This is a genomic window from Pedobacter segetis, from assembly GCF_016623585.1.
In the GTDB taxonomy this organism is placed as follows: domain Bacteria; phylum Bacteroidota; class Bacteroidia; order Sphingobacteriales; family Sphingobacteriaceae; genus Pseudopedobacter; species Pseudopedobacter segetis.
Window position 1 is genome coordinate 14,599 of the sequence record NZ_JAEHFY010000009.1, and the last position, 21,354, is coordinate 35,952.

General features: G+C 37.2%; 20 protein-coding genes. 4 read left to right on the top strand and 16 right to left on the bottom strand.

Going from position 1 to position 21,354, the window contains the following annotated elements; translation table 11 throughout:
• Positions 1–246 precede the first annotated feature (246 nt).
• Both I5M32_RS07520 and I5M32_RS07525 read left to right on the top strand, forming a co-directional pair.
• The gene (locus I5M32_RS07520) at positions 247–789 is read left to right on the top strand and encodes a ferritin (protein WP_200585586.1); all 543 of its coding nucleotides are present in this window, start codon (positions 247–249) and stop codon (positions 787–789) included.
• 54 nt (positions 790–843) lie between these two features.
• A complete protein-coding gene (locus I5M32_RS07525) occupies positions 844–1,257 on the top strand; it encodes an Ohr family peroxiredoxin (RefSeq protein ID WP_200585587.1) in 414 nt (137 codons plus the stop codon).
• Between the two features lie 89 nt (positions 1,258–1,346).
• Here the strand turns inward: I5M32_RS07525 and I5M32_RS07530 are convergent, their stop codons facing one another.
• Positions 1,347–1,811: a hypothetical protein gene (locus tag I5M32_RS07530; RefSeq protein ID WP_234461892.1), complete on the bottom strand. Its 465-nt coding sequence runs from the start codon at positions 1,809–1,811 to the stop codon at positions 1,347–1,349.
• A gap of 228 nt (positions 1,812–2,039) precedes the next feature.
• Between I5M32_RS07530 and I5M32_RS07535 the strand changes: the two genes are divergently transcribed.
• Positions 2,040–3,203 (top strand): aldose epimerase family protein, encoded by a 1,164-nt coding sequence (locus I5M32_RS07535; protein WP_200585588.1) that lies wholly within the window; start codon positions 2,040–2,042, stop codon positions 3,201–3,203.
• Between the two features lie 238 nt (positions 3,204–3,441).
• Here I5M32_RS07535 and I5M32_RS07540 read toward each other — a convergent pair whose 3' ends face one another.
• Positions 3,442–4,902 (bottom strand): NADH-quinone oxidoreductase subunit N, encoded by a 1,461-nt coding sequence (locus tag I5M32_RS07540; RefSeq protein ID WP_200585589.1) that lies wholly within the window; start codon positions 4,900–4,902, stop codon positions 3,442–3,444.
• Positions 4,903–5,004: 102 nt separating this feature from the next.
• Between I5M32_RS07540 and I5M32_RS07545 the strand changes: the two genes are divergently transcribed.
• On the top strand, positions 5,005–5,238 hold the full coding sequence (locus I5M32_RS07545) for a hypothetical protein (RefSeq protein ID WP_200585590.1): 234 nt from the start codon (positions 5,005–5,007) through the stop codon (positions 5,236–5,238).
• Positions 5,239–5,536: 298 nt separating this feature from the next.
• On the opposite strand, the gene I5M32_RS07550 is transcribed toward I5M32_RS07545, so the two are convergent.
• The 14 genes from I5M32_RS07550 to I5M32_RS07615 all read right to left on the bottom strand — a co-directional run bounded on the left by I5M32_RS07550 (position 5,537) and on the right by I5M32_RS07615 (position 21,339).
• Positions 5,537–7,132 (bottom strand): complex I subunit 4 family protein, encoded by a 1,596-nt coding sequence (locus I5M32_RS07550; RefSeq protein WP_200585591.1) that lies wholly within the window; start codon positions 7,130–7,132, stop codon positions 5,537–5,539.
• Complete coding sequence (gene nuoL, locus I5M32_RS07555; protein WP_200585592.1) at positions 7,132–9,177, bottom strand: NADH-quinone oxidoreductase subunit L; 2,046 nt, start codon at positions 9,175–9,177, stop codon at positions 7,132–7,134. Before nuoL ends, I5M32_RS07550 begins: the two co-directional genes overlap by 1 nt.
• Positions 9,178–9,483, bottom strand: coding sequence for an NADH-quinone oxidoreductase subunit NuoK (nuoK, locus tag I5M32_RS07560; protein ID WP_200585593.1), 306 nt, complete (start codon positions 9,481–9,483; stop codon positions 9,178–9,180).
• Entirely contained in the window at positions 9,480–9,896 is a 417-nt protein-coding gene (locus tag I5M32_RS07565) for a putative toxin-antitoxin system toxin component, PIN family (protein ID WP_200585594.1), read from the bottom strand. The genes nuoK and I5M32_RS07565 overlap by 4 nt, the downstream gene beginning before the upstream one ends.
• The gene (locus tag I5M32_RS07570; RefSeq protein ID WP_200585595.1) at positions 9,877–10,107 is read right to left on the bottom strand and encodes a hypothetical protein; all 231 of its coding nucleotides are present in this window, start codon (positions 10,105–10,107) and stop codon (positions 9,877–9,879) included. Before I5M32_RS07570 ends, I5M32_RS07565 begins: the two co-directional genes overlap by 20 nt.
• A gap of 50 nt (positions 10,108–10,157) precedes the next feature.
• Positions 10,158–10,706: an NADH-quinone oxidoreductase subunit J family protein gene (locus I5M32_RS07575; RefSeq protein ID WP_200585596.1), complete on the bottom strand. Its 549-nt coding sequence runs from the start codon at positions 10,704–10,706 to the stop codon at positions 10,158–10,160.
• The gene (locus I5M32_RS07580) at positions 10,706–11,293 is read right to left on the bottom strand and encodes a 4Fe-4S dicluster domain-containing protein (RefSeq protein WP_200585597.1); all 588 of its coding nucleotides are present in this window, start codon (positions 11,291–11,293) and stop codon (positions 10,706–10,708) included. The genes I5M32_RS07575 and I5M32_RS07580 overlap by 1 nt, the downstream gene beginning before the upstream one ends.
• A gap of 254 nt (positions 11,294–11,547) precedes the next feature.
• Entirely contained in the window at positions 11,548–12,624 is a 1,077-nt protein-coding gene (locus I5M32_RS07585) for a complex I subunit 1/NuoH family protein (RefSeq protein WP_200585598.1), read from the bottom strand.
• Between the two features lie 337 nt (positions 12,625–12,961).
• On the bottom strand, positions 12,962–14,020 hold the full coding sequence (leuB, locus tag I5M32_RS07590; RefSeq protein WP_200585599.1) for a 3-isopropylmalate dehydrogenase: 1,059 nt from the start codon (positions 14,018–14,020) through the stop codon (positions 12,962–12,964).
• 57 nt (positions 14,021–14,077) lie between these two features.
• Positions 14,078–15,682 (bottom strand): alpha-isopropylmalate synthase regulatory domain-containing protein, encoded by a 1,605-nt coding sequence (locus I5M32_RS07595; RefSeq protein WP_200585600.1) that lies wholly within the window; start codon positions 15,680–15,682, stop codon positions 14,078–14,080.
• 23 nt (positions 15,683–15,705) lie between these two features.
• Entirely contained in the window at positions 15,706–16,302 is a 597-nt protein-coding gene (gene leuD, locus I5M32_RS07600; protein ID WP_200585601.1) for a 3-isopropylmalate dehydratase small subunit, read from the bottom strand.
• Between the two features lie 95 nt (positions 16,303–16,397).
• Positions 16,398–17,798, bottom strand: a complete 1,401-nt coding sequence (gene leuC, locus I5M32_RS07605; RefSeq protein WP_200585602.1) for a 3-isopropylmalate dehydratase large subunit — start codon at positions 17,796–17,798, stop codon at positions 16,398–16,400.
• Between the two features lie 475 nt (positions 17,799–18,273).
• Entirely contained in the window at positions 18,274–19,782 is a 1,509-nt protein-coding gene (locus tag I5M32_RS07610; protein ID WP_200585603.1) for a 2-isopropylmalate synthase, read from the bottom strand.
• Between the two features lie 66 nt (positions 19,783–19,848).
• Complete coding sequence (locus I5M32_RS07615; RefSeq protein ID WP_200585604.1) at positions 19,849–21,339, bottom strand: ATP-binding cassette domain-containing protein; 1,491 nt, start codon at positions 21,337–21,339, stop codon at positions 19,849–19,851.
• Positions 21,340–21,354 lie beyond the last annotated feature (15 nt).

The following is a 21,354-nucleotide window of genomic DNA, read 5'->3' on the forward strand; positions in this document are numbered from 1 at the left end:
GGAACTAAAAGCCGGATTTAATGATTTGAAAAGGTGCTGTTTTCGCATTTAACAAACGGTAGTCCCGCTATCCGTTCATACTGCACAAGGCATTAGCCACAAGGCCGGTATCCACTGCTATCGGGTTTAGAAATTTTGGTATGTCGATATTAAAAAAGGTAACGCTTTTTTTGGTGCTATTTTTGATTTCCATCTATCCAAGAACTCAGAATTTTTTATGTAAACCAATCAACTAAAAAAATAATAATGAAAAGAAAAAGAATATCAGATAAAATGGAGAAAGCCTTAAATGATCAAATGACAAGAGAGGCTTATCAAGCGCAAATATATCTTTCTTACGCATCTTGGGCAGAGGTTAACAGTTTTACAGGTATCGCAACATTCTTATATAAACATGCCCACGAAGAACGCGAGCACATGTTCAAATTCTTAAAATACATTAACGATCGTGGCGGAGAAACAAAAATCGAGGCTATAAAAGCCCCACCGGCAAACCCCGCAAATATCGGCGATTGCTTAAATAAAGTTTTAGATCATGAAATCGGTAATTCTACACATATTGATAATATCGTAAACCTAGCTCACCAAGAAAAAGATTGGGCATCATTTAATTTTGGGCAGTATTTTGTAAAAGAACAAATTGAAGAGGAAGCATTGATCAACGGTTTGTTAGACAAATATGATCTGGCATCTTCAGATAAATCCAAGAACGTTAATTTTTACCAACTGGATAAAGATTTAAGCGCAGCCTCGCAAGAAGGGACCTTGCCGAGGGAAGAAAACTTCTAAGGTTTTAATGATCTTAGATTTAATCTTGGTACTCTATTTGGTGTTAAGATAAGTATGGAAAAATTATATACAGCGGTTGTTACCGCAAAAGGCGGCAGAGATGGCCATATAAAATCTGATGATGGGATTATTGATATGGACCTGAAAGCCCCAAAAGCAATGGGTGGGGAAGATGGATTTCCGAACCCAGAGTTGTTATTTGCTGGTGCTTGGGGAAGTTGCTATTTAGGCGCTTTAGGTTCTATCGGCAAGCGTGATTCTGTTGATGTTAGCAAAGCAACGGCAGAAGTTCATGTAAGCTTTAACCAAGAAGGAGAAACTTCTTACCAGCTATCGGCACAATTAAATGTTCACATTCCCGGAGTTGATTTAGATAAAGCCCAAAAAATGGCAGATGCGGCACACAGGGGTTGTCCGTATTCTAAAGCAACCAAAGGAAATATAGATGTTGTTGTAAAAGCCGTTTAAAAGCTTAAAGTGAAGGGCAGAAAGCCGCTTACAATTATCATAATTTTGCGATAAATAAAATCCCAACTTAAAAAAGAGATGGGATTTTTTTATTTACAATTTATGGGTTCAAAAACAAATCCATTCTCGAAATTAATGGGCGCTCCCTTCTTAAAATAAGTTCTTCCTAAATACATTTCCAATTCTCCAGAACCTTGAACTAACTCATCGCCTCTTTTCAAAAAAACCTGAGGGTTTTTATAATCCGCTCCCTTTAACTTAAAGGTATAATCAACAAATAAAGTATCGCCCTTAAATTCTCCGCTGATGGTGCCTTTAGAATCGTCTTTATCTTTAAAATTGAAAGCTAGTTCACCTACAACTTTAGCATCCTTTTGATCAAAACTTAAAGTAGCGGTATCTGTGTTGCTTATTGCTCTATAACAAGAGGCCGTTTGCTTGTTAAAGGTGGCCAAAGAATCTTTTGCCCCAGATCTTTTATTGTTAGAATTGCAGCTCGCCAAAATAAGCAAACTTAGGGGAATGGCTAAAATTGGAGTTTTTTTAATGATCATATACTTTGGTTTTTAATGATGCCCTAAATAACTTAACTTATTACGTTGAAATATATTTTATCAAAATATATTTTAAGCCCTGATTTTTAGGGGCAAACTTTCAATATTGGCTTTTTTACTAGCATTGATGTTTTTTAATTTTCTAAAACTACTTTTTAAAATTATGTTTGTTTAAGAATTATGTCTTCTATAATTTAAACCAATTTATTAATCCCAATAAAATAAGATATGAAAATTATTAAGCATTTAGTCTTGAGCGGCATCTTAATATCGTCAATTTTTTACACCGCTTGTAACCAAACTTCAAAGAAAAAAGAAAATGATGGCGGTTTAGCTAGCATGAAATTAGATAGTGCAAATTTTGATACTACCATAAACAACAAAAAAGTTAAACTTTATTATTTAAAAAACAATAATGGGATGCAGGCGGCAATAACCAACTTAGGTGGGCGCATAGTTAGCCTCTTGGTACCAGATAGCAGCGGCAAATTAATAGATGTTGTTGATGGTTTTGCGAGTGCAGCAAATTATCAATCATCTACAGAGCCTTATTTTGGTGCAACAATAGGGAGATATGGAAACAGGATTGCAAAAGGCAAATTTACCATAGATGGCAAAAATTATCAATCATCTTTAAACAATGGCGTAAATATGCTTCACGGGGGTAAAAATGGTTTTCAGTACCAAGTTTGGGATGCACAGCAACCAAATGATCAAACCATTGTTCTAAAGTATCTTTCTAAAGATATGGAAGAAGGGTTTCCGGGCAACTTAAATGTTAAAGTTACCTACCAACTAACTGATAATAATGAGGTTAAAATGGATTATGAGGCCACAACAGATAAAAACACCATCGTAAATCTTACCAATCATGCTTTTTTTAATTTAAACGGAGAAGGCAGTGGTACCATCTTAAACCATCAGTTGCAAATTTTCGCAAATGAATATACCCCGGTTGATTCTACATTGATACCCACTGGTATAGCACCTGTTAAAGGAACTCCTTTTGATTTTACCACCCTTACCAAAATTGGGGACAGGATCAACACAGATAATCAACAATTAAAAAACGGACATGGTTACGATCATAACTATATCTTAAACGGGACTAAAGGTTTAGGGATGACACATGCCGCCACCGTAATTGGAGATAAAACAGGCATAGTGATGGATGTTTTTACGCAAGAACCAGGTATGCAATTTTATAGCGGCAATTTTATGCAAAGTAAAAACAAGCTTAAAGGAGGTGCAACAGATGATTTTAGAACTGCTTTTGCACTAGAAACACAACATTACCCAGACTCGCCAAATCATCCCGATTTTCCATCGACCCAGCTTAATGTTGGCGATGTTTATAAAACAGAATCTATCTACAAATTTTCTACAAAGTAGCAATTCTAGCTATTTCAAATCTTAATACACTTGCCAAATTGATTTGGCAAGTGTTATTAAAACATTGTTTACAACCCTCCATAAAAATGTTTCAAACCGTTATTATCCGATAGTTATATCAATAAAAAACTGGTTAAATTACCCTCAAAATCCCAAAAACGGCTTTAATAAAATCTGAAGGATTGATAAATAATGATGATCGTAACCATTTCGATAGAAAATGAATAACCCTGCTAACCTAAAAAGAAAGTATCGATGGGAATAATCCTAAAACTATAATCACAAAAGAAATTAACCCTACAAAAACAACTAATAAATTTGAAGTTTTATTTGACTGCGTTTCATTTTCTGCCTTCTTCATGAATAAATTAAGCGGGATCTTCAAATAAAAGAAAAGAGAAATAACAGTTGTTAAAGCAGCTGTTGCCAACAAAGAAGCAACCCAAACATCGGCGTAAGCCAAATTGATCAATGAAGAAAAAACAATAAATTTTGCGATAAAACCAGCCGTTGGGGGCAAACCTGTTAAAGAGACCATCAAAACAACGATCATTATAGCCAGAATTGGCACCAACTTCCCCAAACCTTTATAACCTGAAATAAGCGTGGCCCCAAATTTATTTTCTAGATGGGCAAAAGACATTAAAGTACCAACGTTCATCAACATATAAATACTCAGATAAAACAACAAAGCTTTTAAGATGGTTGCTTGCGGCAATAGAAATAGCATCAGAATAAAACCGGTATGCCCAATGGAAGAATAGGCCATCATCCTTTTAGGGTTATCTTGAAATATCGCAACGGTGTTTCCCAATATCATAGAAGCCGCAGCGACTATCAAGATGATTTGAGGAAAAACAGAGTTTTGAACTCCTTGCAAAACAGGTATCATCAAATATAAAAGACCAAAAACGGCAATTTTTGGGGCTGTTGTCAAAAACGAGGTAACGGAAGTTGGTGCTTCTTGGTAGGCATCTGGTGTCCAAAAATGGAATGGCACAAAAGATAGTTTAAAACCAATGCCAACCATAAATAACACAATTGCCAGGGTTGTGCCACCTGTTCCAATTTGGTTTAATCCGTTAACCAAATCGTTTCCGTAAAGATCCATTGTGCCGGTAAAACCATAGATCAAGCTAATACCGTAAAGCATAATTGCCGATGCAACCGCACCAAACAGAACGTATTTTATCCCAGCTTCTGCCTGTTTATTTTGATAAGCATTATAGCCCACCATTAAGTAAGAGGCCAAAGAAATCATCTCGATAGAAAGATAGAACATCAATAAATTAGCCGAGGAAATCAAAAAAAACATTCCTAAAACGCTACCCATAAAAATGGTAATGAAATCGTTAATGCCTTTTGGGTTGTTTTTTAAACGCTCATCTTGGTAAAAGAAGATCAGGCTTAAAGCCGATGCAAAAAGCACAACAAACTTAAATAGGATACCTGCCTTTGTTAAGCTAAACATGCCATTAAACAATAGCTTACTCCCATCAAAATGGGTAATTTGAATAATAAGGAAAGCAGCACTGATCAACAATGTCAGCATCGCAGTTATAAAAACAATCACTTTTGATTTTTTGACAAACAAATCCAAAAGTATCACCATCAAAAATCCAATGATAATCGTCCATTCTGATTTTAACTGCGGGATGGAGTTTAAAATATCATTGGTAGATTGGGTAATGTTTTGCATTTATGATTTTAAAGATTTACAATGGGCAAAGATAATATTTACTTTAAGCCAAACTATTTGCATATCTTTTTTTTCTTATCTTTAAACAACATAATAATTAAAATGAACACAACCTATCATTTAACATCTGCTCAAGAATTGAATTCAGATATTTTAGAAGCCATAAAACTGACTTATAAATCTAAAGCAATAACTATTACTGTTGAAGAAGAAGAAGATTTTAAATTAACTTCAGAGATGAAAGAAGTTTTGGATAATAGATTATTGGAGCCCGATGAAGAATATTTAAGTTCAGAAAATTCTATTAAAAAATTGAATTTAAAATATGGATTATAAGGTCTCTATTTCTCCAAGAACTCAAATGGAGATTGAAGACGCAATCGATTTTTATTCTATCAATAGCGATTTAACACCAAAACAATTCATAAAATCATTAAATGATGCTTACAATGCTTTATCTATAAACCCATTTTATAGAATTTGTTATAAAAATATAAGAAGTTTAAAATTAAAGAGGTTTCCTTATTCGTTATTTTTCATCTTATCTGAGGAAAAACATTCAGTTAAAATTATAGCTTGTTTTCACAACAAATTAAACCCTAATAAAAGACCAAAATGATTTTTTATTAAAACATCATTTAAACAACATTAAAAACTGATTTACAGAACTGCTCATCACATTAAAGGCTAATGATGGCATAACCCCTAGAATTAAAGCCAATGCCGCAAGCGGTGTAAGTGTGATGATTTCTCTCCAATTCAAATCTTTCAATTGTGCTTTCCATTCTTCCTTTTTTAATCGCAATGTTCCAAAGAACATTCTTTGCAATGTCCATAATAAGTAAGCTGAACCTAATAAAATCCCAAAAGCGGCTACCATGGCCATCCATCTTGGTAATAAACCATTTATTGCTTGCGAACTAAATGCACCTATTAAAGTAAAAGCTTCGGCAATGAAGGCAGAGAACCCTGGCAAACCTAAGGAAGCAAAAAAAGCAATCATCACAAAACCTGTGAATTTGGGCATTTGATTTGCCAATCCTCTAAAATTATAAATATCTCTATCATGCACTCGGTTATAAATCACACCGACAATAAAGAATAGCATTACTGATAAAAATCCGTGGGAAATCATTTGCATCATGGCTCCGTTTAACCCTTCGGCAGTTAAAGAAGCAATTCCTAAAAGCACAAAACCCATGTGAGAAACGGAAGAATAAGCTATCAATCTTTTTAAATCTCTTTGTGCTAAAGCATTCATTGCACCATAAATTATAGAAATAACGCCCAATAATCCAACCCACCATGATAATGAAGCTGCAACATCGGGGAAAATCCCAAAAGCGATTCTAATTATCCCATAACCACCAACTTTTAACAATATCCCCGCAAGGATTATAGAAATTGGAGTTGGGGCTTCTACGTGTGCATCGGGCAGCCAAGTATGAAAAGGAAAAACCGGAACTTTTATCGCAAAAGCAATAAAAACGATGATAAAGCCGACATACCTTGCAGAAAAACCCAATATCTGTGCATTTGCTAATCGAGAAAAAATTGAACCTGCAGAATAATTTGCTGGATCCATGGCATAAACCATATTGAAAGTATGGTTTCCTGTTGTTGGATCGGTAACCGAAAGGTATAAACCCGCGATTACCAATAACATAAATATAGACCCAAATAATGTGTAGAGAAAGAATTTTATGGCTGCATATTCTCTACGAACGCCACCCCACATCCCAATCAAGAAATATAAAGGCAACAGCATCAACTCGTAAAAAATGTAGAAAAGAAATAGATCTAAAGAACAGAAAACACCAATTATTGCAGTATCTAACAATAGAAAAAGGGCAAAATATCCTTTGAGATTTGTTTTTATTTCCCATGATGATAATACGGCAATGAGCATCACTAAAGCCGAGAGCCAAATTAACCCGATAGAAAAACCATCCACACCTAGTAAATAATCGATCTGCAAAACACCAAAAGAACCTACATCTAAACGGATCCAATCTAGTTTTTCTACCCATTGGTATTGTGCCAAGTTATTTACCCCGGCAAAAGAAACGCCTGTTTTAAATTGATAATAAAGCCAAGAAGCAATGATCAATTGCGCTAAAGAAACCACCACCGCCAAATATTTAAAATAGGCGGAAGTAGATTTTGGCATCAGTAAAATGATAATACCAAAAACCAAAGGAAGAAATATGAGTATGGATAATACGCCCATTAAATCACTATTTTAAAAATCATGAAAGTTAAAAACAAGAGCAACATCCAAATAAAATAATGTTGCAATTTACCGCTTTGCATTCCTCGCAACCAAATCCCTAATCTGCCCACTAAAAAAGCCACGCCATTTACCAGCCCATCAATGATATTTCTGTCCAGCCAATTGGCAATTTTAGAGAATTTAAGGATGATATCGCTTGATAAATGTACCGTTCCATCAATAATTTTTCTATCAAACCAATAGAAATATTTTGCTTTCCATAATACAATTCTCATCAAAAAAACATCGTAAAAAGAATTAAAATACCATTGATTATAAGATAGTTTATAAAACCAAGTAGCTTGAAAATTGATAGCGATTTTTTGTTTTGCATAGATCAAATGTGCCAAAAAAATCAGGGCCAAACTCATCACATTAATATAAAGTGGCACCATTAAATGGAACAAACCTTCATTATGTTGCTGCAAATTAAAACCATGATATACCCAAGAACTATCTAAATTTAACGGATTGTAAGCAAAAAATACCCCGAAACAGAAAACAGCTAAAACAATCACCGGAATCGTCATCCATAGATTTGGATCGTGGATATGCAATTCTTCCTTGGCTTTATTAAAAATTTTAGGCAACCTAAAATCCCCAAAAAACACCTTGTAAACCACTCTAAAAATATAGAAAGTGGTTAGCCAAGAAGTGATGGAAATCATCAATGGAAATAACCAATAAATGCCGCCCCGCAAATCTGCCCACTCAAACACGCTCACTAAAATTGCATCTTTAGATAAGTAGCCAGAAGTAAAAGGCAAACCAGAAAGTGCCATGGCCGCGATAAAAAATACCATTCCTGTAACAGGCATCAACTTTCTTAAACCGCCCATATTATCCATATTCTGTTCATCAAAATCAAGCGAATGTTTTTCTTTAATGTGATGTAATTGATGGATAACGATCCCGGCCCCCAAAAACAACAAACACTTAAAAAAAGCATGGGTAATGAGATGAAAAATTGCCGCCGCATTATCTTGCACACCAACCGCTAAAACCATAAACCCCAATTGGGAAATGGTAGAAAAAGCCAATACCTTTTTAATATCGTTTTGTGTGAGCGCAATAGTTGCGGCCATAAATGCGGTAAACAAACCTATTGTTGCTATGCTTACTAATACCACATCGTTAAACAAAGGAGAAATCCTTAATAAAAGAAAAACCCCTGCAGCTACCATTGTTGCAGCATGGATCAATGAAGAAACAGCGGTTGGGCCTTCCATGGCATCGGGCAACCAAGTATGTAATGGAAATTGTGCCGATTTTGCGATTGCACCCGAAAAGAAACAGAACCCTGCAATACTTAACCAATATTCTGGCATGGTAGCGAAAGGCGAAACCCACAACCCATTTTTCACAAAAGAAGAATCTATTAAACTGCCCGAACCAAAAAGCGTATCAATATCTAAAGTGTGGAATTGTGAAACCATGATCATAATCCCGATAAGGAAACCTATATCTCCTATCCTGTTCATGATCATGGCTTTTTTATTGGCCTGCACAGCTTTTTCTTTAGTAAACCAAAAACCGATCAGCAAATAAGAAGAGAAACCAACCAGCTCCCAAAAAGCATATAAAATAAAAAGATTATCAGCCATTACCACACACACCATGGCAAAGCAGAATAAACTTAGATAAGCAAAATAGCGATACTTGAGCTTGTCGTTTCTGATATATTCTACAGAATAAATATGGACCAAAAGTGCGATTAGCGTAATTAGTAAAAGCATGATCACGCTTAAATCGTTCAATAAAATACCGACATCAATTTTTACGTTTCCGATGTTTATCCATTGAAATGAATAGTGTAAAGTATGCTTTTTCCAAAGATGGAGGAACAGGATAATGGATGAGATAAGGGAAATGCCAATAGAGATGATCCCAAATGCAGCCGCCAGTTTTTTAAATATCAATGAAAAAATAAATGCCAAAAATGGGGCTGTGATTGCCAAAATTGCAATATTAAAAAGCTGGTTTGAGGTAAATATTTGTTCCATTTAGCCTCTTAAAGTGTTTGCTTTATCAGGGTTTATGGTTTTTACCCTTTTATATAAATTCATGATGATGACCAAAGCAACCGCAACCGCAGCGGCGGCCAAAACAATAATGAACAAGCCAAAAACCTGGCCTGTGTTATCAATTTTATCATACTTGCCAAAAGCCACCATATTCAAAATTGAAGCATTGATCATCAATTCTATACCCATTAAAATTTGGATTGCATTTTTACGGGTAATCACCGCAAATAATCCCAAAGAAAATAAGGCTGCACTTATGAAAAGGAAATGTTGGAGTGGAATCATGGTTGATAGTTATCCCAATATTGCTTAGGTGTAACAATCAAGGTTTTTTTGTAATGAGAAAAGGTAAAATCGTTACTATTCCCCGTGATAATATAATCTGCCTCGCAAGCATCTGCTAGTTCTAAAATCATATTGTCTTTTTCATCTTTAATCAAATTCAATTTTATATTAGGAGTGTAGAATTTAGCTTGTGATAGAATTTCTGTAAGAATAATGTCTGCTCTATTATAGAATTCAATAAACTTAGAGAATTTTGGTCTGGCTAATACTTCATAATATTCTTCTACCAATTCATCTGAAACACAAAGATTAAACTTGTTCTCAATGAATAAATTATTCATAATTAAATTAGGATAACTTTTTTGAATCAAAGCAGAAACTAACACATTAGTATCAATTATTACTTTTTGCATTATATCTTACTGCTCTAACTTCACTACTAATTTCTTCCATACTCATATTTGACAAACCGTACTTTTCAGCTAATTCAACACTTTTGCTTAAATTTTGCTTATTAAGTTCCCTACTTATTATTTCTAATAAATCAGAAAAAGATATTTTTTCGTCTTTTAATCCAAATTTATTGTACTCAATATCTGAAATGGCTATGTTTAACGTTTTCATAATTATCTTTTCTTAATCAAATTTACTAAAAATGTTTAACGTATAATCTATCACACCTTTGGCTGCCTCCTTGCAATGTTTGCCGCCCCAACCAAAACCATCATTAATAAAATAGAAATCATTTCTAAAGGCAACAAATATTTGCTCATTAAATTGATACCTATATTTCTTATCGTATTGTCCGAAACTAAAATCATGTTTCCATTTGCTTTCGCCGATGTTATCCAATCTAAATTTTCAAAATCGATTTGAAATAAAACATATCCCAACAAAAACATAAAAGCTATAGCAATTAAAGCTGCGGGTAATCTATTTGCAGATAATAAACCAGATGGTATTTTTTCCATTCCTTCTAAAGATTCTTTAGATGAAAGTAAAAATGCAAATAGTAACAACACCAAAACGCCACCAACGTAAATTACCACTTGTGTTAAAGCTACAAAATCTGCCAAGGCAAAAACATACAATCCTGCAACAGAAAATAAGGTCACAAAAAACATAAAAACAGAGCGCACCAAATGCCTGCTCAATACCACATAAGCACCGCTTGCCAATGCAATAAAAGCTAAAACATAAAATATGACTTGCTCAATTCCCATTATTTATCCTCTTCCATTTTCTTTAAGGCAGCTGCCTTAGCGGCTTGTCTCTCTGCCAATTGTTGCTCTAGTTCCAAACGTTTTTGGGCAGCTTCGGCATCCGTCATGCTGGCAAATTTATAGTTCAGATCAGAGATGTGAGTAACGCTTTTATCGTATTCTGCCGTCATGATGATACATTCTGTTGGGCAAACCGTGGTGCATAAACCGCAATACATACATTTCGCCATATCAATATCAAACTTTGGTGCATACAAACGTTTTACCGATCCATCTGAAGTTTTCCCGATCACATCAGTAGCCTTAATACTCTCAATATCAATACAATCAACCGGGCAAATCTTCGCACAAAGATCACAAACAATACAATCATCGATCACCACATCTAATTGGTAACGCCCAACCTCTGGTACCGGTAATTTCTGATGCGGATATTGGACCGTGGCAATTCCTGCTTGTTGCCCAAAATAATTAGCCTCGTTTATTCCCTTCACTTTTTTAGATTCTGAGGCAGCACCAAAATGTTTCAGCGTAAGCGCCAAACCCTTCCATGCAGTACGTAATCCGTTAAAAGCTTCTTTGATCATGTATTTTGTTTAATTATTTGGGGTTTTAACACTCCGCCAACTGGCGCATATATCTTTTTGCCCTATTCTTCGACTCCCTCTTCGACTCCGCTCAGAGTGACAATACTCTGAGTGACAATGCTCAGAATGACGAAAAAAAGTAGCCACTTCAATCGTTAACCCACCTTTCAAACGTTTTAAAAATTTAGTCATTAACCAACTTGCCTTCCAACTCTGTGAGCTCTGCGTCCTCAGCGGATAGCCTTCGACTCCGCTCAGGCTGACAATAAAATCAATCTCCACAAACCAGAAACAACCAAGCAGGCAAAAGCCAATGGTGTTAAAACCTTCCAGCAAAGCGTCATCAATTGATCTACACGTAAACGTGGCAAAGTCCACCTGATCCACATTTGTGCCGCAACCACCAATAAACATTTTGCCATTACCCAAAAAATACCCCAAAAAGTTCCTGTGGTATAATCGGCCAAATGCAAACTCCCAATATTTGGTAAAGGTGTGTTCCATCCTCCCAAAAATAAAGTAACGCCCAACATGGCCACTAAAAACATCATCGCATATTCTGCCAAAAATATAAATGCGAAACGTAAACCTGTATATTCTGTGTGGAAACCACCGATCAACTCACTTTCTGCTTCTGGTAAATCAAAAGGTGCTCGGTTACATTCTGCCAAGGAAGCTATAAAATAAATAACATAGGCCACCAATAAATGCGGGGCTTTAAAAACATTCCAAGCCAAAACACCACCAATATGGTTAACGTTTAAAAAGCCTAAAAATTTAATCTCTTGAGTTGCTAAAATACCTTGGTTATAATTGATGACTTGTAAATCTAACGATTGGGAAATCATCACTGCAGAAATAATGACAAAACCAATCGGGATTTCATAAGAAACCATTTGCGCCACCGATCTTACCGCACCCAACAAACTATACTTGTTATTAGAACCCCAACCTGCCATTAAAATTCCCACTGCTTCTACAGAAATAATGGCAAAAACATAGAAAACCCCAATATTCATACTGGCAGGCACCAAACTTGGCGCCCAAGGCAAGGCTACAAAACCCAAATAAACAGCCACAAAAATAATGACAGGCGCAATGGTAAACAGCACTTTATCCGCCAAAGCCGGAACAATGTATTCTTTTTGGATAAGTTTCAAAATATCAGCAGCGGTTTGTAGCCAACCGTATTTTCCAACTTCCATTGGCCCTAAACGATCTTGGATAAATGCAGAAATCTTCCGCTCGGCATAAACGCTCACCAAAGAAAAGGTGGCAATAAAGCCAAAAATAGCAATAGCAACCAGAAAATAGATGAGGTAAAAATTCAATCCTTAAACCGTTTTTTTTTGAATAGCAAATCTAAGGAATTTGAATGGGGTTTTGAGAATGTATAGTAAATTAGTAGAGATTCTTTAGCGCAGAGCCCCTAAAGTCATAGCGAGGTCTCTCGAAGAGAACCTTGCGTTGCCCAAACGCAGAGTCCCTAAAAAGGAGACTTAAAGTCATAGCTGGGTCTTGCCCAAGCAGAGTCCCTAAAAAGGAGACTCTGCTTGGGCGAAACGCAGCAAGTCCCTAAAAAGGAGACTCTGCTCGGACGCATTTTAAAAAAACCGACGATTATTCATCGCCGGCCTTTCTTGATTTAGGTTGGTTGGTATTAGTTTCTTAAATATTCTTGGCCAACCAATCGCCAACTGCGTTGGTTCCGTAAGCTTTGTTTTTTCCTGATAAATCTTCAGTTACAATTCCATCAGCCAAAGATTTGTTGACCACTTCGCGAATTGCATCCGCTTCTGCTTGTAGGCCAAAAGCATCTTCTAACATCATTGCCGCTGATAAAACTGTTGCCAATGGATTCGCAATATCTTTTCCTGCTGCTTGCGGGTAAGAACCATGGATTGGTTCATATAAAGAGGTATGTAAACCTTTAGAAGCAGAGGGCATCAAGCCCATAGAACCTGAAATTACGGAAGCCTCATCAGTTAAAATATCTCCAAATAGGTTTTCGGTAATCAATACATCATAAGAATTTGGCCATTGCACCAAACGCATGGCTACGGCATCAACAAATTCATAAGCAACGGTTACTTCTGGATAATCCTTTTCCATATCTTGTACGGTTTCACGCCATAAACGGGAACTTTCCAACACATTGGCTTTATCCACACAGCATAATCTCTTGCTACGTGTCATGGCCAATTCAAAACCTAATTTAGCCAAACGCTGAATTTCTGCCCGGGTATAAGTACAGGTATCAAAAGCGGTATTTCCATCGTCTTTTCTACCTCTTTCACCAAAATAGATGCCTCCTGTTAATTCACGTAAAATGATTAAATCTGTACCTTCTATCCTTTCTCTTTTTAATGGAGAGTTATCGATTAAAGAGGGGAAAGTAAAAGTAGGCCGAACGTTGGCAAATAAGCCCAGCTTCTGGCGCATCTTCAATAATCCTTGTTCAGGTCTTACTTTTGCCTTTGGGTCGTTATCATATTTTGGGTGACCGATGGCTCCAAAAAGTACCGCATCTGCAGCTAAGCAAACTTCATGGGTACTATCCGGATAAGGTTCGCCGCAATCATCAATGGCGCAAGCACCAGTTAATGCCGAAGTCCAGTTGATTTCATGTTTATATTTTACCGCAATGGCATCACAAACTTTAACCGCTTGTGCAATTACTTCTGGTCCAATTCCGTCTCCTGCAAGCAGGGCAATGTTTAGTTTCATTCTTTTTAGTATTGAGTATCGAGTATAAAGAACTTTGCAGGTTTGTTACTTTTTCTCTTAAATTTTTATTTTATCGTTATATAATTGTCTTACTTCTTGATTCTGCGAGGCATCTTGCTTCTCTACTCTTAATTCTTGGCTCTTACTCTCCATAATATTCAGCATCTTCTCAGTAGCTTTAATGGCGCAAACGGTTTGGTCAGAATCTAAACCACGGGTGGTAAAAGTTTTTTCCTCTGTTTTCCATGTAATTATTGTTTCGCACAAAGCATCAGAACTACTTCCTGGCGCAATGTGAACCACATAATCAATTAAAGCGGGAAGTGTTTTACCTTGCGATTTGTATAAGGAGCTTAATGCCAGCATAAAAGCATCAAACTGTCCATCGCCTTGGGCGTGTTCCTCAAATATTTCTCCATTGATTTTGATGGCGATGGTGGCAGAAGGGCGTAAACCTTTTGAATGGGACAGCACATAAGATTCTACCTTTATTTTGTCTTGATAGGCATGGCTGGCCAAAACATCAGAAATGATATACGGTAAATCGTCCTGCGTTACCGTTTCTTTCAAATCGCCCAATTCGATCACCCGTTGGGTAACTTTCTTGAGGTCTGCATCATTCAGCTTTAAGCCCAATTCCTGTAAATTCTTTTCGATGTTAGCTTTGCCAGATGTTTTCCCCAAGGCATAAGTACGCTTTCTTCCGAAACGCTCGGGCAATAAATCGTTAAAATAAAGATTCTTCTTATTGTCGCCATCTGCATGTATGCCGGCAGTTTGCGTAAACACGTTTTCTCCAACAATAGGTTTATTTGCAGGGATGCGAACGCCAGAAAAAGTCTCTACCAATTTGCTCACCTTATAAATAGAAGATTCTTTTAATCCAATTTCTACATCAGGCAAAAAATCATTGATAACGGCAATTACGCTAGCCATCGGGGCATTTCCCGCTCTTTCTCCCATGCCGTTCACGGTTAAATGCAGGCCATCAACGCCTGCTTTTACGGCCTCTAAAGCATTTGCGGTTCCTAAATCATAATCGTTATGGGCATGAAAATCGAAATGCGTATTTGGATATTTAGCCTTGATGTCTTTTAAGAAAATGTATGTTTCATCAGGGGTTAAAACACCCAAGGTATCTGGCAACAAAATCCTTTCTATGGGCTGGGTAACTAAAAAATCGAGGTATTGAAAAACATAGGATGGCGAGTTGCGCATCCCGTTGCTCCAATCTTCTAAATAAACATTGGTTTTGATACCCTTTTTAACCGCCAATTCAATAACATTACTGATTTCATCAAAATGCTGCTCTGGGGATTTCTTTAATTGATGTTTTAAATGATTGAGCGAGCCTTTTGTCAGTAAATTTTGAACCTTCACGCCAGCCCGTAGCATCCAATCAATAGAAACTCCATGGTCCACAAAAGTCAAAACTTCAACTTTTTCTAGATAGCCGCTTTTTGCTGCCCATTTACTTACGGCCTTCACGGCTTCTAGCTCGCCTTCAGATACTCTTGCCGAAGCAATCTCTATCCGATCAACTTTTAACTCTTCAAGCAACAACTGAGAAATGGTTTTTTTCTCAGAAACAGAAAATGAAACACCCGAGGTTTGTTCGCCATCCCTTAGCGTTGTATCCATAATTTCTATTTTCCTTTTCATCCAATGAGCGCTTTAAATGAATATTAAATCGGAAGTTGCGCCGCAAATTCCTGTATTTCTGATTTCATGTTCTGCAGATAATCAATATCGTCAAAACCGTTCATCATATTGTCTTTTTTATACGAGCTAATGTCAAAACTTTCTTTTTCACCAGTGGCCAAAAGGGTAATGGTTTGTGCCTTTAAATCTATTTCAATTTCCGTTTCAGGGTTTTTATGAACCTCGGTAAAGATATTCTCTAAAAAAGCAGGACTGATCTGTACCGGCAAAACCCCGATATTTAAGCAATTCCCTCTAAATATATCAGCAAAGAAACTAGAAACCACGGCTCTAAAACCGTAATCATAAATTGCCCAGGCAGCATGTTCCCTTGATGAACCTGAACCAAAGTTTTTACCTCCCAAAAGGATTTTACCTTTATAGGTTGGGTTGTTCAATACAAAATCGGTTTTAGGAGTACCGTCCGTATTGTATCTCCAATCTCTAAATAAATTATCTCCAAAACCTACACGTTCCGTTGCTTTTAAGAAACGGGCTGGGATGATCTGGTCGGTATCCACATTCTCGATAGGAAGTGGAACCGCTGTACTTTTTAATATTGTAAATTTATCGTATGCCATTATTATCTTGTTAAATGTGTTAATCGCTAAAAGCCTAAAGCTAAAGGCTAAAAGCTTTGCAAGGTGCTTTAAGCTTTTTGCTTTCCGCCTTCGGCTTAAAGTAATTCCCTCGGATCGGTTACTTTTCCGGTAACTGCTGCAGCTGCTGCCACAAGCGGGCTTGCCAATAAAGTTCTTGAACCTGGACCTTGTCTTCCTTCAAAGTTTCTGTTAGAGGTGCTCACCGCATATTTACCAGCAGGGATTTTATCATCATTCATGGCCAAACAAGCAGAACAGCCCGGCTGGCGCAACACAAAACCTGCCTCCGTAAAAATATCCAATAAACCTTCTTCCTTAATTTTTGCTTCAACAATGTGTGAACCCGGTACCAACCATGCAGTTACATTATCCGCTTTTTTACGACCTTTTACAATAGATGCAAAAGCCCTAAAATCTTCAATCCTTCCGTTGGTACAACTGCCTATGAACACATAGTCAATCGGTTTGCCAATCATATGGTCACCCTCATGGAAACCCATGTAGTTTAAGGATTTTTCATAAGTGCTTACGCCACCCTCTACAGAACCTGCATCAGGGATATCTTTAGAAATTCCTATTCCCATTCCCGGGTTGGTACCATAGGTAATCATTGGCTCAATCAGCGAACCATCAAAAGTATATTCCTTATCAAAAACTGCATCATCATCGGTTTTTAAAGTTTTATAATAAGCTAAAGCTTTATCCCAAGCCTCCCCGTCAGCTGACGGGGAAAATTCCCTTCCTTTTACATAATTGATGGTGGTCTCATCCGGGGCAATCATCCCGCCACGGGCACCCATCTCGATAGACAAATTACAAACCGTCATACGGCCTTCCATCGTCATCTCTTCAAAAACTTTTCCTGCATATTCAACAAAATAACCCGTGGCACCAGAAGTTGTCAGTTGGGAAATAATGAACAAAGCCACATCTTTCGGCGTAACACCATAACCCAAAGAACCAGTAATATTGATCCTCATTTTTTGTGGTTTAGGTTGCATGATACATTGGGTAGCCAAAACCATCTCCACTTCAGATGTCCCTATACCAAAAGCAATTGCCCCGAAAGCTCCGTGGGTAGAAGTGTGCGAATCGCCACAAACAATGGTTGCGCCCGGTTGTGTAATTCCGTACTCTGGCCCTACTACATGCACAATTCCGTTTTTTTGATGCCCCAATCCCCAGTGCGAAATGCCGTATTCGTTACTGTTGCTCTCCAAAGCTTTCAACTGGTTTGCAGAAAGCGGGTCTTCAACCGGTAAGTGCTGGTTGATTGTTGGGGTATTATGATCTGCCGTTGCGAAGGTACGCTCTGGATATAAAACCTTGATTCCACGACTTTTCAATCCCAAAAATGCCACCGGACTGGTTACTTCGTGTATCAAATGACGATCGATAAAAAGCACATCTGGCCCTCCTTCAATCTTGCGGACTACATGGCCGTCCCACACCTTGTCAAATAATGTTTTGCTCATCTTATTTTGTTTTTATTCTTTTCTGTCATTAACGGATAATCCGAGGATTATCCCTACATGATAACATAATTGTTTAATTTTTTTTGGCGTTTTAACACTCCGCCAGCTAGCGGGGAACGCCCTAATCATTATATTTCTTTCAATCCTTTCGGTCATGCCGAACTCGTTTTGGCATCTTATTATATTATTAAGCTTTATTTATGAGATGCTGAAATAAATTCAGCATGACAAAACCTTATATAAACTTGTTCTCCTTACCCACATCCTTTCAATCATGCCGAACTCGTTTCGGCATCTTATTATATTATTGAGCCTTATTTATGAGATGCTGAAATAAATTCAGCATGACAAAACCTTATATAAACTTGTTCTCCTTAACCACATCCTTTCGGTCATTTCGAACTCGTTTCAGCATCTTATTATATTATTGAGCCTTATTTATGAGGTGCTGAAATAAATTCATCATGACAAAAACTTATATAAACTTGTTTACCGCATCCAGATAAGCATTGGCCGATGCCTGCACAATATCCGTACTGAAACCGTACCCGTTATAATTCTTATCTAGATATTTGATCCTCATGTTCACTTTGCTCACATCGTCGCTTCCGCCTTCAATGGCATCAATATGGAATGCTTTGATACAAATTTCTTTTTCTAAAATAGAGTTGATGGCTTTAATGGTGGCATCAACCGGGCCATTACCTGATGATGTTGCCTCGAACATTTTGCCGTTAATATCCAATTTGATAATTGATGTTGGGATCAATGGATCGCCGCACATTACCTGCAATAACTTAACGGTTACGCCTGCTTTGTAATTGCGCTCTGTGCCATCGCTCATCAAAGATAATAAGTCATCGTCTTTTATTTCTTTTTTAGAATCGGCAATAGCTAAAAAGCGTTCGTAAACATCGTCTAAATTGATTTTTTCTGACACGTAACCCAATCTTTCTAAATGGTGTTTTAAGGCATGCCGCCCGCTTCTGGCCGTTAAAATAATCTCAGATTGGTCTATTCCTACATCTTCTGGATTGATGATTTCATAGTTTTCACGATGCTTTAAAACCCCATCTTGGTGGATGCCCGAACTGTGCGCAAATGCGTTTTTACCCACAATGGCTTTGTTTGGCTGCACTGGCATACGCATCATGCGGCTTACCATTCCGCTCAATTCATAAAAATGTTTGGAGTTGATCTGGGTGTGCTTATTTAAGGCTTGATGGGTTTTTAAGATCATTGCCACTTCCTCCAAAGATGTATTTCCTGCTCTTTCCCCAATTCCGTTAATGGTACATTCTGCCTGCCTTGCACCGTTTTGGATACCTGCTATGGTATTTGCTGTTGCCAAACCTAAATCGTTATGGCAATGAACAGAGATAATGGCTTTATCGATATTGGGAACGTGATCCATTAAATATTTGATTTTTGCCCCATATTGATCTGGCAAGCAGTAACCGTTTGTATCTGGGATATTTACCACGGTTGCACCCGCAGCGATAACGGCCTCAACCATTTGCGCTAAAAAAGCATTATCTGCCCGTCCGGCATCTTCTGCGTAAAACTCTATATCCTCAACAAATTTCTTCGCATATTTTACGGCATCAACGCCACGTTGTAAAATATCCTCACGGGTACTGTTAAATTTGTATTTGATGTGCATATCTGATGAGCCGATACCAGTATGGATACGCGGTCTTTTGGCGTATTTTAAAGAATCAACAGCAACATCGATATCCTTTTTATTGGCCCTGGTTAAAGCGCAAATGATAGGTTGTTTTATTGCTTTTGAAAGTTCTACCACGCTGTTAAAATCTCCGGGGCTTGATACCGGAAAACCCGCCTCAAGGACATCAACACCCAAAGTTTCCAGTCGCAAAGCGATTTCTATCTTTTCAGAAGTGGTCAATTGGCAACCTGGCACTTGTTCGCCATCACGTAAGGTAGTGTCGAAAATGTAAATTCTATTTGGGTCGTGTAACATATCAGCCTTACCCCACAGCCCCCTCTCCTTTTGGTAAGGGAGAGACTGGGAGGATTTTGTTTGTTTTTATAATACCAATTCAAAGTGCTCTTGCACTTTTTCTTTTTTAATCTCTTCTATCAATTTAACTTTGCCTTCTTCCAAAAAGATCCTTTTTTCTAAGCAAGAAGGAAGCTGCGATTCATAATGGCCAACATAAATCACTGTTATTCCGTTGGTGCACAGCTCATCAATTAATTGATTAAAATATTGTGTTTGTTGATGATCTAAACCTTGGCAAGGTTCGTCTAAAATCAATAATTCTGGATTTTTGATGATAGTCCTGGCCAATAAAACCAAGCGCTGTTTCCCCAAAGGCAGCGTGTTAAATAGATCGTTCTTGTTTTCGGTTAAGCCAAAAAATTTGATCAATTCATCAACTTCAATGGTTTTAGAATAGGGTAAGGTTTTAAATAAACCCAAAGAATCATATAAGCCCGAAGCGATACTTCCCCAAACGGTAGAGTTATTATCAAAATACCAATGAAATTCTGGCGATATCAAACCTATATGCTGTTTAATGTCCCAAATGCTTTCGCCGCTTCCCCGTCTGTTGCCAAATAGATAGATTTTATTGGCATAAGATTGTGGATGATCGCCGTTAATCAAACTCAATAATGTTGATTTACCAGAACCGTTTGGGCCTTGCAATAACCATTTTTCGCCTGCTTTTACTTCCCAATCGATATTCTTCAATACTTGCTTTTCGCCATAGCTGATATTTACATCAACCATTTTGGCGATCAACTCTGACGAATATTTTGGTGCTTCTCTTAAAAACCTTGGAATTTCGCCCAAGCTTCCATTTGGCAAAGCCGATATTTTAAAAGCTTCATTTGCGATAGCCAATCTCCCATCTTTTATTTCTGCAAAGCGGTTGATGCAAGAAGGCAATGCTTGGTCATTTGATATTAAAACCAACTGAACGCCACCAGTTGCTGCATCATCCAATAGAATGTTTAGGTTTTCACGAGAGGCCGAATCCAAACCTGTATAGGGCTGGTCGATGATCAAGAATTGAGGTTTTAGCCATAAAGCCTTTACCAATTGCAATTTCTTGTGTTCCCCGCTTGATAATTGGATCAACTGTGAATTTTTTAACCGCTCAAAACCTAAAGCGATCAAAATGGGTTCAGCATCGGCGAAAGCCAAATGATTTTCTTTGCCAAAATACATTAATTCAGCATTTACGGTTAAAGTCTCCTTAGCCTGCTGACTGGTGTATCTTTGTTGGTAATAGAAGTTGGCAACACCTTCCAGATTTTTGAATTGATACCAACTATCCACTAATAATACCTTTGCGGGTAGTTTACTTTTATCATCAAAATTGATTAAAATTTCTCCCGAATATTCTAACAAACCAGCAATTGCTTTGGCTAAAGAAGTTTTTCCGCTTCCGCTTGCACCATATAAAACCCATTGCTCTCCGTTTTGGATAGCCCAGCTCAAATCATCAAACACCAAATTGCTTTGGTATTTGAGATTTAAATTTTGGATATGAACAATAGATTTTTTCATTTTATTATTTATTTG

What these genes read in the sequence shown, in the direction of transcription:
- nuoK (WP_200585593.1), bottom strand. Translation starts at nt 9,483, where the DNA reads ATGATTCCACTCCAACATTTCCTTTTCATAAGTGCAGCCTTATTTTCT.
- I5M32_RS07540 (WP_200585589.1), bottom strand. Translation starts at nt 4,902, where the DNA reads ATGCAAAACATTACCCAATCTACCAATGATATTTTAAACTCCATCCCG.
- I5M32_RS07595 (WP_200585600.1), bottom strand. Translation starts at nt 15,682, where the DNA reads ATGAAAAGGAAAATAGAAATTATGGATACAACGCTAAGGGATGGCGAA.
- I5M32_RS07545 (WP_200585590.1), top strand. Translation starts at nt 5,005, where the DNA reads ATGAACACAACCTATCATTTAACATCTGCTCAAGAATTGAATTCAGAT.
- I5M32_RS07535 (WP_200585588.1), top strand. Translation starts at nt 2,040, where the DNA reads ATGAAAATTATTAAGCATTTAGTCTTGAGCGGCATCTTAATATCGTCA.
- I5M32_RS07580 (WP_200585597.1), bottom strand. Translation starts at nt 11,293, where the DNA reads ATGATCAAAGAAGCTTTTAACGGATTACGTACTGCATGGAAGGGTTTG.
- leuD (WP_200585601.1), bottom strand. Translation starts at nt 16,302, where the DNA reads ATGGCATACGATAAATTTACAATATTAAAAAGTACAGCGGTTCCACTT.
- leuC (WP_200585602.1), bottom strand. Translation starts at nt 17,798, where the DNA reads ATGAGCAAAACATTATTTGACAAGGTGTGGGACGGCCATGTAGTCCGC.
- I5M32_RS07570 (WP_200585595.1), bottom strand. Translation starts at nt 10,107, where the DNA reads ATGAAAACGTTAAACATAGCCATTTCAGATATTGAGTACAATAAATTT.
- I5M32_RS07550 (WP_200585591.1), bottom strand. Translation starts at nt 7,132, where the DNA reads ATGGGCGTATTATCCATACTCATATTTCTTCCTTTGGTTTTTGGTATT.
- I5M32_RS07525 (WP_200585587.1), top strand. Translation starts at nt 844, where the DNA reads ATGGAAAAATTATATACAGCGGTTGTTACCGCAAAAGGCGGCAGAGAT.
- I5M32_RS07530 (WP_234461892.1), bottom strand. Translation starts at nt 1,811, where the DNA reads ATGATCATTAAAAAAACTCCAATTTTAGCCATTCCCCTAAGTTTGCTT.
- I5M32_RS07575 (WP_200585596.1), bottom strand. Translation starts at nt 10,706, where the DNA reads ATGGGAATTGAGCAAGTCATATTTTATGTTTTAGCTTTTATTGCATTG.
- I5M32_RS07615 (WP_200585604.1), bottom strand. Translation starts at nt 21,339, where the DNA reads ATGAAAAAATCTATTGTTCATATCCAAAATTTAAATCTCAAATACCAA.
- I5M32_RS07610 (WP_200585603.1), bottom strand. Translation starts at nt 19,782, where the DNA reads ATGTTACACGACCCAAATAGAATTTACATTTTCGACACTACCTTACGT.
- leuB (WP_200585599.1), bottom strand. Translation starts at nt 14,020, where the DNA reads ATGAAACTAAACATTGCCCTGCTTGCAGGAGACGGAATTGGACCAGAA.
- nuoL (WP_200585592.1), bottom strand. Translation starts at nt 9,177, where the DNA reads ATGGAACAAATATTTACCTCAAACCAGCTTTTTAATATTGCAATTTTG.
- I5M32_RS07520 (WP_200585586.1), top strand. Translation starts at nt 247, where the DNA reads ATGAAAAGAAAAAGAATATCAGATAAAATGGAGAAAGCCTTAAATGAT.
- I5M32_RS07565 (WP_200585594.1), bottom strand. Translation starts at nt 9,896, where the DNA reads ATGCAAAAAGTAATAATTGATACTAATGTGTTAGTTTCTGCTTTGATT.